This is a genomic window from Acinetobacter lwoffii (assembly GCF_019048525.1).
Taxonomy (GTDB): domain Bacteria; phylum Pseudomonadota; class Gammaproteobacteria; order Pseudomonadales; family Moraxellaceae; genus Acinetobacter; species Acinetobacter lwoffii_K.
Window position 1 is genome coordinate 2,737,392 of record NZ_CP077369.1, and the last position, 10,894, is coordinate 2,748,285.

The following is a 10,894-nucleotide window of genomic DNA, read 5'->3' on the forward strand; positions in this document are numbered from 1 at the left end:
TTTTTATTTAAGTTAAGCCACCTGACCTAACGGGTTAATCTTATCATAGTACATTGCTTCAAACTCAAAAGGCGACACATAACCCAGTGCACTGTGTACACGCTTTTTATTGAACCAATCTACCCAGTTTAGTGTCGCAAGTTGTACATCTGCTAAACCTTGCCAATCTGCTTTTAAATATTCAATCACCTCTGTTTTGTATAAGCCATTCACCGTTTCAGCCAAAGCATTATCGTATGAATCACCAGTTGTACCGACTGATGCTCGTAAATTTGCTGCTTCTAAACGATTGGTATAGCGAATCGAAAGATATTGCACACCCCTGTCGGAATGATGAATCACATTCTTTGGCATGCCTCGATCGTGCAATGCTTGCTCAAGTGCATCGAGCACCATATCTGTATTCATTCGTGTAGATACTTTCCATCCAACAATTGCTCGTGAGAACACATCAATAATAAAGGCGGTATAGACCCAGCCTGAATGAGTTTGAATATACGTAAAGTCACTGACCCATAATTGGTCAGGTCGATCAGCACTAAAATTACGTTTCACTAAATCATCTGCTCGTTTTTGATCATCTCGGTTGCGGGTAGTTTGTTTGTTCTTACCACGCCAAACACCTTGTATATCTAGCTTCTGCATCAATCGAGCAACTGTACAACGTGCAATAACATAGCCTTCACGTTTCAATTTTTGCCAAACTTTACGTACACCATATCGACCTGAACTTTCCTTCCAAATTCGTTTAATTTGTTCAGCATGATGCTTATCATGTAGATCTCGTTTCGCTCGATGTTCTGGATTGTCAGCGAGATCTAAAGTTCGGTAATAGGTTGAAGCTGCGATCGGTAAAATCCTACAAATCGCATCAACACCATATAAGTCTTTATTGTTATGGATAAAATCCACCATTATTTGTGTGGGCGGTCGAGCTCCGCCTGGGCGAAAAAAGCGGCTGCTTTACGTAGAATTTCATTGGCACGCTTTAATTCTTTAATTTCACGTTCCATTTGCTTCATTTTTTCTTGATCAGATATCTGTTGTACTTTAATAGGATTTTGCTGATCTAAATGCTTTTGATGCCAGGCACGAAGTGTTTCAGGAGTACAACCAATCTTAGGCGCAATTGCTGTGATTGCAGCCCAAGTAGAAGGATAATCTTTTTCAGATTCAATTAGTAATTGAACCGCTCTTTCTCTAATTTCGGGGGTATAGGTTGGTTTTTTCATCGGAATAGTCTCTCAGAATATTGAGTCTCCGACAAACCCGGTACGGTTCACTCCAAGTTAAAAGATTTTTCCCGGTAGCTTTTTACAGTTCCATCATTTCGTGATACATAGACCAAGCCATCGTTATGGCGATGCATGACTGCCGACAAATTGGTTTCTGTTAAAATGGGCGCAATATTATTTCCATTTTTCTGAATCTGATTGATATCGTGGACATAAGTCATACCATCGGGCAGACTGGTGTACAGATAGTCGCCCATGACCTCCATACGTGCATTACAGTTGCGTGCACAGCCCGGCAAGCTGAGCCGTGCAAATTTGCGGGCCTTTAAATGATTTTGCGCAGTCACATCACTTTGACGCCAGACATTGATCCGGCCTTCAATATTAGGTACATAAACATAGCGATCGTCAGCAGTCACTGCATTGCTATGTACCAGCGCATAATTAAGCGCATCGCCCCACCATACACCTGTGCCGAGTGCCGTAATGAAGTTCGGTTGCTCACCACTAATATCTAGAATATCAATTCGGTTTAAGCCATAGTTGGCCACATATAAACGCCCTGCATGAATTTCCAGATCATTCAGACTGTCCCATTTTTTGACCAGACCCGGAATTTTCATAGGATCTATGGAACTGAGTGCACGTTTTTGTTTTAAGTCATAACGCAACATATTCGATTCGGCCTGACTATTGGCAATATAGTCAAATCATTATAAAACCAATACAATGGTGCAATGAGTTATTCAGAACATTTTAGACGTAAAATTTTAGCTAAGCTTGAGGAAGGTTATTCTATTCGAGCGGTAGCTGCACAATTTGAAATTAATAAAAATACCATTGTTGAATGGAAGAAACGTATAGAGATTAAAAAAACTCGTGTACGTAAACCTTCTAAAATTAACGATGATGCTTTACGTGAAGATGTTGAAAAGTATCCTGATGCTTATCAATATGAACGTGCTGCACGTTTTAATTGTGGTGTTTCATCTATTGGTGCTGCATTAAAGCGCTTAAATATTACAGTTAAAAAAAGACGTTAAGCCATCCTAAAGCAGATACAAAGCTTAGGGATAAATTTATTCTGCAAGTGAATGAATTAGAAAAAAACCATCCGATTATTTATCTGGATGAAAGTGGTTTTAAGTCACATGATTATAGACCTCATGGCTACTCACGAAAAGGAGTACCCTGTTTAGGGCAATATAATTGGCAATTAAAGAATCAGACCAATGCCATTGGAGCAATCCATGAGGGTAAGTTATTTTCAGTCGGTTTATTTGACTGCAAAATCAATTCAGATGTTTTTCATTTTTGGATTGAGCAATTCCTCATACCAGCATTACCAGAAAATAGTGTAGTGGTTATGGATAATGCAGCATTTCATAAAAGAGCAGATATTCAGGAGTTATTGGAACAACAAGGGCATAAAATTCTTTGGCTTCCTGCATACAGCCCTGATTTAAATCCTATAGAACACATGTGGGCATGGGTTAAACGTAAGCGTAAAGAATGGTTGATCGACTCAGTCGATGAGTTATTTCGAGTTTTTTTCGAATCTTGTATGAATAATAAAGTAGTTTGACTATATAAAGGACATCGCCATTTACCACCATGACGGTGGGATTCCAGCTGGCCAGACCGAAATTCCCTGCTGTTAATTCTGAACCCACATCCAGAACCTTAAATTCCGCAATTTTGCTCAGTTGCTCACCCGAACCGGGGGGGTGTCACTGGATCCGGCAGCGTCTGCTGTGGCGTACTGCTCTCACCTCCTCCACCCCCACATCAGCAACACGATGGACACTGACAAGATCGCTCGTCTAAATAGCATTGAATTCCCCAATAAATTTAAAAATTAAAATAAAAAATCAAAGTCTTATAGCTTAATTTTCAGTTGGGTTCGAGCATAAAAAATGAGGACTTGATCAAGTCCTCATCGCTGAATATTTCACCTTTCGCATTCTGAAAAGGGAGTCTGAACTGTGTGGTATTTTTTATGGCGTATTTTATGATGAGATTTTCCGATAATCCGGCTGTAGCCCCAGTCTGGCTTCTAGATGATCATAAACCCACTGAAAAATAAAGGTATATACGAGAATACAAAGGGTTAGAGCTAAGTCCAGCAAAAAGGCCTGAGCCAGACTCATGTGTAAGGCATAAGCCACCATCGGAATGGTCGCCAGCATCAAACCGCCTTCAAAGCCAATTGCATGAGCAATTCGCACTTTAATGGTTCTTTTCAAATGATGTCTGGCTTCAAACTTTTCAAAATAGTGATTGAACAGCATGTTCCAGAATACTGAAGTCACGGCCATAGCAATCCCGAGTGCACCAGTGACCTCAAGCGGCATATGCATCAATGTACTTAGTAGGACAGCGATCACGACCAGCAAAATGCCTTCATATAAGGCAGCATGAATCAGTCTTCTTTTGGAAATTAACATATCAAATCAGCTCAGTTTTTTACACGATTCAGGAAGTTTATTTCTTTAAATCTGACTATTCGAGTTAGAATCTATCAATAAAAATGAAAGATAAAATTATGAATGTTAATCAAGAACAGTTACTGATGTTTAAAACCGTGATGGAAACTGGCTCCTTCTCTGCGGCTGCCCGACAACTGGGTAAAGTCCCTTCAGCAGTCAGCATGGCCATTGCCAATCTGGAAATTGACCTAAATCTAGAACTGTTTCAGCGTATAGGTCGTGAACCGAAACCGACCGCACAGGCGCAGGTGCTGTATGAAAAAACCCAGCAACTTCTGGTCGAGATGAACCAGTGGAAACAGCATGCTCAAGCCCTAAGTTCAGGCCTGGAATCTGAACTGAATATTGTGGTGGTTTCAGAATTGCTGCATACACGCTGGACCGATTATATCGTGTTGCTGGAACAGGAATTTCCTGCACTGCAAATCAATGTGTTTAGTGCACCTCAGGAAGATGCACATCGTATGCTGTTTGAAGGTTCAGCGCAGCTGGCTTTAATGTTTGAACGCGAACAGCTGGAAACACGGGAACAGTTTGTGGAGTTGAAACGTGAGGTACTGGTGGCTGTAGTCGCTAAACAGCATCCCTTAAGTCAGTTCGATCAAGTCAGTTATGAACAGATTTTGCAAAACAGGCAGATTGTGGTCGCCAGTCGGGATCGTACCATTAAACCGGAACTGCTCTTTTCAAGACACTACTGGCGGACCGACAATCACCACTCGGCTTGCAGCATGATACGGCAAGGTCTGGGCTGGGGCGTGCTGCCACTCGAGATGCTGAATGAGCAGCCACATTTGCAAGATCAGTTACAGGTTCTCAACCTGCTCGATTTCACCCCAAAGTTTGAATATTTTGTTGACCTGGTCTGGAGCAGGGAAACCCGATTAGGCACAGCTGCTCATTTTTTGATTAATCACTTGCGCAAACAACGTAAAACTAGGCATTAATCACAGAAATTCAACGACAGTCTACTTGGTAAACCGGCCATTTATGATATATAAGAAAGCATAAGCAATAACCATAGAACTAGATCGTAATGACATTAACTGCATTAAACCAATTAAAAAACTTGACGACCATTGTGGCAGACAGCAGTGATTTGAGTGCCATTGAAAAATTTCGTCCGCTTGATGCAACCACCAATCCATCGCTGATTACTGCAGCAGCGAAACAACCTGAAAATCAGGCTTTGATTGAAGCTGCTTTTCAGCAGGCCCAGCAAGAAGGCTATACAGATGATGCCCTGATTGAACGTACCATTGATATTTTGACGGTCAAATTCGGTGTAGAAATCTTAAAACTGATTGAAGGTCGTGTTTCAACGGAAGTCGATGCTTCGCTGTCCTTTAATACTGAAGCTACCATTGCCAAAGCCAAAGAGTTACTGGCACTTTATGCGCAATATGGAATTGACTCAGACCGCATTCTGATCAAGATCGCGTCTACCTGGGAAGGCATTCAGGCAGCGAAAGCACTGGAAGAACAAGGCATTCATACCAATCTGACTTTATTGTTTGGTCAGCATCAGGCCCATGCCTGTGCTGATGCCAAAGTAACATTAATCTCGCCTTTTGTCGGCCGTATTCTGGACTGGTACAAAAAAGCTGAAGGCGTTGAGTCTTACCCGATTGAAAAAGATCCGGGTGTACTTTCGGTTAAGCGTATTTATGAATTTTATAAAGCGCATGGTATTCAGACTGAAATCATGGGTGCCAGCTTCCGCAGTATTGATCAGGTTCTAGGCTTGAGCGGCTGTGACCTGCTCACGGTAGCACCAAACCTGCTGGCCGAACTGGAAAATGATCAGCGTGAAGTGCAGGCCCAACTCTCAGCCAAAGATATTAAAGTTCAAGGTGAACTCAGCCCAATCAGCCCTGCCGATTTTGAAGCACAACTGAAACAGGATCCGATGGCCAGTGAATTATTGCAAGGCGGCATTGACGGTTTCATTAAAGCCCGTGAGCAACTGGCTGCTTTATTACGTGAAACTTTCCTGAGTACCACTGAGATTTAAAGAAAATTTAGCAAATTTCTCCAAGCCGATGTTGCTATAATGCCGCATCGGCTTTTTTGTTCATGCGAGTTTTTCGTGTTTGGTATCACAGATCTAACGACCTTTATCATTGGAACCACGTTGATTGTGCTACTGCCCGGGCCGAATTCCCTGTATGTCATGTCGATTGCTTCGCGCTTTGGGATTAAGACGGGATATATGGGTGCCTTGGGGGTTTATACGGGCGATCTGATCCTGATTATATGTACAGCATTGGGAGCAGCTTCTTTACTGCATGCCTTTCCGGTACTGTTTATTGCACTGAAAGTTATTGGAGCGATCTATCTCAGTTACTTGGGTATCAAGCTAATCATTGCGGCCTACCAGACTTTCTTTCCGGAAAAGTCATCACAACGCGTCCAGATTAAAAAGACGACTCCAGATACGGTAGAATCTGTTCATCCCTTTCGTACCGCACTTACGATTAGCATCTTAAATCCCAAAGCGATTCTGTTTTATCTGTCTTTTTTTGTGCAGTTTGTCGATCCTGCCTATCCTTATCCTGCCCTGACGTTCACGCTACTGGCTCTGATCCTGCAATTGATCAGTATGACCTATCTGTCAATCCTGATTTTTTCTGGTGTAAAACTGGCGTCCTATTTCAATCAAAATTATAAAGTGACTGCCAGCTGTGTCGCGGCGGTCGGGATTCTATTTTGTGGTTTTGGCCTTAAACTGGCGACTTCAACTTTCTAGTATTGACCGGCTTCAAGCCACCAGACCTCTGGATAAAATTGTTAAAAACATTGTGTTGATACGTGAAAAGCGTATGATTTAAACGCATTTAAAAATAGTGTCATGGATGATGCCAAAACTTTTACAAGATCTCTCCTTTCCTGCCATCATGGCCGGTTTTATTACCTGCATGATTGGTATCAGTGTTTCCGCCGTACTGGTCATTGAAGCTGCGCAAAGCCTGGGTGCCAATGCCGCGCAAATCAGCTCCTGGTTGTGGGCACTGGGTATCGGCATTGGAGTTTCCGGGTTTCTGCTTTCTTGGAAATATCGCTATCCGATTTCAACCGCCTGGTCGACTGCCGGTCTGGCGCTGGTCATTGCTTCTGCCGGTCACTATAGTCTGGGGGAAGCAATTGGCGCTTTTCTGATTTCTGGCATTCTGATCGCTTGTCTAGGATTTTTTGGAATTTTCGAGCGAATTTTCCAGTTTATTCCACAAAGTTTGACCAGTGCCATGCTGGCAGGTGTCTTGCTGAAATTTGGTATCTCGGTCTTTGGCAGTCTGCAACAGTCTTGGGAATTTGTGCTTTGTGTACTGGCGATTTATCTGGTTTCTAAAAAATTGAGTACGCGCTATAGCATCGTGATTACCGTGTTAATGGCTATTACTCTCTGTCCTTTCTTTATTAATTTCACTATTCCTGCACTGAACTGGAGTATTGCCCAGCCGGTATGGATTACACCTGAATTTAGTCTGCAGGCTGTTTTAGGATTAGCCTTGCCTTTGATGGTGATTAACCTGGCATCACAATATCTGCCTGGACTCGCCGTCATCAAAAGTTATGGTTATCCGCCGAAAGTAAATTCTATTCTGGGCTGGACGGGCATTACACAGACGATGTTGGCACCATTTGGCTGTTTTAGTGTCAATCTTGCCGCAATCAGTGCGGCAGTCAGTCTGGATGCTCAAGCACATCCCGATCCGGCCAAACGTTATATTGCCGGTATGAGCTGCGGCCTGTTTTATATTCTGATGGGTTTCTTCGCTGCGACCTTGACCAGTCTATTGATGGCTTTTCCCGCTATTCTGATTACAGTATTGGCGGGCATTGCCCTGTTTGGCACCATTGGCCACAATATCGCACTGGCTTTTCAGGACAGTCATGACCGTGAAGCAGCACTGATGACATTCCTGTTTAGCGCCTCTAATATCCAGTTTTTTGGGATTGGTTCAGCTTTCTGGGGACTGCTACTTGGTTTGATGGTTTATTTGCTGTTTAAGCTGAAACCGCAAGTGGCATAAGCTTATTGTAGAAATGAGGCAGCTACCTTGTCTGCCTTTTTAATGCCCTGTAGTTTGAGAAAACAAGTTAATCACCACCACACCGGAAATGATCAGTGCAATCCCGATAAAAGCGGGCAAATCCAGCGCCTGCTTAAAGATTACATAGCCCACGATTGCCGTAAGAACGATGCCTACTCCCGCCCAGATCGCATAGGCAATGCCTAAAGGAATGACTTTAATGACCTGAGACAGCAAATAAAACGCAATACAGAATAAAACGACTACTGCCAGAGATGGCCATAATCGGGTAAAGCCTTCAGACTTCACCAGAAATGTTGATCCAGTCACTTCGGCAATAATAGCCAATGCCAACAATAAATATGCCCATGACACAGGATTCATTTTTTAAACTCCAAACTATTTTTCAATGATTGCTGTCGGGACGATCTGACACGATCAATCTTGAGAGATTCATTTTGCACAGTTTTCTCTTCACGGGGAAAGCTGATGTAAAAAATCCAGGGTTTTGACAAAAGTTTGCTGACTTTCCTTTTTGCCCATAAAAAACTGATATTCATGAATGAGCCAGGCCTTAGACTCTGGATAAAATATTTCAGTCACAGGAATCTGCTGTTCCTTCAAAGCTTTTACAAATGGTAGCGACTGAGTATCGGTCAGGAAGTCCTTATTCCCGCCACTGATGAACACGGGCGGATAAGACGGCGTAATATACTGAATCGGAGAAATCTGCTTTAAAAACTCGGCATCATATTTACGATCGCCGGTATAAGCCTGAATCAGGTTAAAGACACCCCATTCAATAATTTTCATTTCTTCAGGCGCTGTGCTGGCAAATGCTTCCAAGTCATAAATTCCACAATGCAAGATTAAACCTTTAAGCTGCGCGGGTTGCAGATGAGGCTGAATACCGGATTGGTTGGCAAATACAGGATTGGTCAAAAGCGCGGCGTAATGGCTAGCTATATTCGCCCCGGCAGAATCTCCGGCCAGATATAAGTTCTGGGCATCAATTTGGTAGGTGTCTGCATAGGTATCTAGAAATTCAAGTGCCTGATTGATCTGGTGTAACTGGCTAGGATAGGTCGCTTTTGGTGCAAACTGGTATTGTACGGATACCACATTATAGCCCTGTGCCGCCAGCAGCTTGAAATAACCGCGTGCATGTTCTTTGGAACCTGAAATCCAGCCGCCGCCATGAATCCAGACAATGGTCGGTCGTGGTCCAATACTGGCAATATTCTGCGGCTGATACAGATCCAGAGATAATTTCTGCTGCGGCGCATAGGTAATATTTTGCTGGACGATAACCGTACCAGGCGCATAACGGTCCATCACTTTTTGCTGCAAGCCTGTGGTCAGGTTAAAAGCACCGGCAATGACTTTAGTGTTCTGTGCGGTTTGACAGCCGGAAAGAATAACTGAACTTATGAGCAAAAGATGAATGGCAAAAAACCTCAAAACAGTCCCCTATACATGATCTAAAAATAGGCTACGGCAGTTTAAACCATCCTGCTGTAAACTAGGACTATTCATGCTCTTATTTTTGATCATGAAAACTGCAATTCCGAGTTTTTTACTCTGTTTTTTTCATCACTTTTACATGAAAAATATTTGTAATTTAATAAGTTTTTTCAATTTTACCGCTTTTTTGCAATTGCACCCGCCACAGCACTGTGCTATCAATAAACCAAGCCTAATAATCAGACAACCTGCGGAGAAAAGCCATGGCTTATCAACATATTTTAGTCCCAGTGGACGGTTCAGAAATTTCCTTTTCTGCAGTACGACATGCTGCCAAAATTGCCAAGGCATTCGGTAGTCAGCTTTCCCTGATCAGCCTGATCGCAGAAGATCCTTTTACCGAGGCTGATTTCTATTACAGCTCCTCCATCATGAAGGAATATTTTATCGAGGCACATGCCAATGCCAAAAAGGCTTTGAAAGAAGCCACTGCCATCGCAGCCGGTGAAGGTATTGAAGCGCAATCCCGTATTGTCACAGGTTTAGTCAATGCAGAGCATATTGCTGAAACCGCAGGTGAAGTGAAAGCAGACCTGATTGTCATGGGTTCTCATGGCCGTAAGGGCTTCCAGAAAATGATTCTGGGCAGCTTTGCACAAGATGTTTTAGGTGCGAGTGAAATTCCCGTACTAATCGTGAAAAAGTAATCCTGATGCTGCGCATCTTCAAGATGCGCAGTACTTGCTACTTTTACATTTGAAAGTCTAACAAAACATGCTGTGGAGATTTACTCGCTCAAACCACACTCCCCCTTTCCTGCAAGAATAAATATGAGGAAGCACCATGAATAACTATGATCATCTTCTCGTAGCACTCGATGAGTCCTCGATTTCCTATGCTGCCGCAGATCATGCCCTGGAACTGGCCAAAGTATTTCATAGCCATGTCACTTTACTCAGTGTGATTGCGGTGGATCCCTTTAAGGGCGTAGATTTTTACAAAGTTGCTCCAGCAGTCACAGATTACTTTATGCATGCAGAACAAAATGCACTGGATCGTTTAAATGAACTGAAACTGAACTTTGTTCGTGATGGTATACAGGTGACGACAAAAATCCTGCATGGCATGGCACCGTCAGAAGGCATTATGCAGGCTGCAAATGAATCCCCGACCGATATGATCATTATGGGTTCACATGGTCGTAAAGGCCTGCAAAAACTCATGCTGGGCAGTGTCGCTCAGAATGTTCTGGCACTTTCCTCTATTCCAGTACTCATTGTCAGACAATAATATGCTTGATCAAAGCCTGCATGATGCAGGCTTTTAACGGAGCTTTTGATTGAGTTCACTTAAGAAAATTTCAGCATCAAGCTGGCTTTGAAATACTTTTTTGTATTCTCCGACCTGCTGAATGGAATGCGGCGTATATTGAATGGAGATTTCAAGTAAGCCATTTTCAGGATTCTTGCTGACATGTACGGCAATAATATGCTGGCTATTTAAATAAAAACCATCTTCAATTTTCACTAACATATCTTAAATGACCTCCAGTAAGTGGATCTCTAAGATCCTTTTACCCTGCTTACAGCTTAATAAACAAATACTCTTTTCCGTATAATCATACTGTAACACCCTTTGGTACTTACCTAGGCCTTTAGAGAAATTCAACTGT

Annotated in this window: 14 protein-coding genes and 1 other annotated feature; of the genes, 8 read left to right on the forward strand and 6 right to left on the reverse strand. The window is 42.7% G+C overall.

Going from position 1 to position 10,894, the window contains the following annotated elements; all coding sequences use genetic code 11:
• Positions 1 to 12 precede the first annotated feature (12 nt).
• Positions 13 to 1,232 (reverse strand): IS3 family transposase gene (locus tag I6L24_RS12835; RefSeq protein ID WP_216985949.1). Its coding sequence is split into 2 segments (ribosomal slippage): positions 13 to 956 and positions 956 to 1,232, totalling 1,221 coding nucleotides; the frame shifts between segments, so codons are not numbered across the junction.
• Positions 841 to 957: a sequence feature (AL1L pseudoknot), on the reverse strand. (Overlaps the previous gene by 117 nt.)
• 47 nt (positions 1,233 to 1,279) lie before the next feature.
• Complete coding sequence (locus I6L24_RS12840) at positions 1,280 to 1,909, reverse strand: LVIVD repeat-containing protein (RefSeq protein ID WP_228733323.1); 630 nt, start codon at positions 1,907 to 1,909, stop codon at positions 1,280 to 1,282.
• A gap of 63 nt (positions 1,910 to 1,972) precedes the next feature.
• Between I6L24_RS12840 and I6L24_RS12845 the strand changes: the two genes are divergently transcribed.
• Complete coding sequence (locus I6L24_RS12845) at positions 1,973 to 2,278, forward strand: IS630 transposase-related protein (protein ID WP_000122230.1); 306 nt, start codon at positions 1,973 to 1,975, stop codon at positions 2,276 to 2,278.
• Positions 2,279 to 2,325: 47 nt separating this feature from the next.
• Positions 2,326 to 2,820 carry an IS630 family transposase gene (locus I6L24_RS12850; RefSeq protein ID WP_004781677.1) on the forward strand — a complete coding sequence of 165 codons (495 nt, stop codon included), beginning with the start codon at positions 2,326 to 2,328 and terminating at the stop codon, positions 2,818 to 2,820.
• Positions 2,821 to 3,244: 424 nt separating this feature from the next.
• Here I6L24_RS12850 and aceI read toward each other — a convergent pair whose 3' ends face one another.
• Positions 3,245 to 3,682: a chlorhexidine efflux PACE transporter AceI gene (gene aceI, locus I6L24_RS12855; protein ID WP_216986142.1), complete on the reverse strand. Its 438-nt coding sequence runs from the start codon at positions 3,680 to 3,682 to the stop codon at positions 3,245 to 3,247.
• Positions 3,683 to 3,780: 98 nt separating this feature from the next.
• On the opposite strand from aceI, the gene aceR reads away from it, so the two are divergent.
• From aceR to I6L24_RS12875, 4 genes are all read left to right on the forward strand, one after another.
• Positions 3,781 to 4,671, forward strand: a complete 891-nt coding sequence (gene aceR, locus I6L24_RS12860) for an HTH-type transcriptional regulator AceR (protein WP_216986143.1) — start codon at positions 3,781 to 3,783, stop codon at positions 4,669 to 4,671.
• Between the two features lie 89 nt (positions 4,672 to 4,760).
• Positions 4,761 to 5,738 (forward strand): transaldolase, encoded by a 978-nt coding sequence (gene tal / locus I6L24_RS12865; protein WP_184413259.1) that lies wholly within the window; start codon positions 4,761 to 4,763, stop codon positions 5,736 to 5,738.
• Between the two features lie 75 nt (positions 5,739 to 5,813).
• Positions 5,814 to 6,473 carry a leucine efflux protein LeuE gene (gene leuE / locus I6L24_RS12870; protein WP_216986144.1) on the forward strand — a complete coding sequence of 220 codons (660 nt, stop codon included), beginning with the start codon at positions 5,814 to 5,816 and terminating at the stop codon, positions 6,471 to 6,473.
• 109 nt (positions 6,474 to 6,582) lie between these two features.
• Entirely contained in the window at positions 6,583 to 7,758 is a 1,176-nt protein-coding gene (locus tag I6L24_RS12875) for a benzoate/H(+) symporter BenE family transporter (protein WP_216986631.1), read from the forward strand.
• A 39-nt stretch (positions 7,759 to 7,797) separates the two neighbouring features.
• Here I6L24_RS12875 and I6L24_RS12880 read toward each other — a convergent pair whose 3' ends face one another.
• A complete protein-coding gene (locus I6L24_RS12880) occupies positions 7,798 to 8,142 on the reverse strand; it encodes an SMR family transporter (RefSeq protein WP_216986145.1) in 345 nt (114 codons plus the stop codon).
• A 90-nt stretch (positions 8,143 to 8,232) separates the two neighbouring features.
• Positions 8,233 to 9,219: an alpha/beta hydrolase gene (locus I6L24_RS12885; protein WP_216986146.1), complete on the reverse strand. Its 987-nt coding sequence runs from the start codon at positions 9,217 to 9,219 to the stop codon at positions 8,233 to 8,235.
• Between the two features lie 266 nt (positions 9,220 to 9,485).
• On the opposite strand from I6L24_RS12885, the gene I6L24_RS12890 reads away from it, so the two are divergent.
• A complete protein-coding gene (locus tag I6L24_RS12890) occupies positions 9,486 to 9,929 on the forward strand; it encodes a universal stress protein (RefSeq protein WP_004278834.1) in 444 nt (147 codons plus the stop codon).
• 136 nt (positions 9,930 to 10,065) lie between these two features.
• On the forward strand, positions 10,066 to 10,512 hold the full coding sequence (locus I6L24_RS12895; RefSeq protein WP_004278835.1) for a universal stress protein: 447 nt from the start codon (positions 10,066 to 10,068) through the stop codon (positions 10,510 to 10,512).
• 33 nt (positions 10,513 to 10,545) lie between these two features.
• Here the strand turns inward: I6L24_RS12895 and I6L24_RS12900 are convergent, their stop codons facing one another.
• Positions 10,546 to 10,755, reverse strand: a complete 210-nt coding sequence (locus I6L24_RS12900; RefSeq protein ID WP_004278836.1) for a hypothetical protein — start codon at positions 10,753 to 10,755, stop codon at positions 10,546 to 10,548.
• Between the last annotated feature and the right edge of the window lie 139 nt (positions 10,756 to 10,894).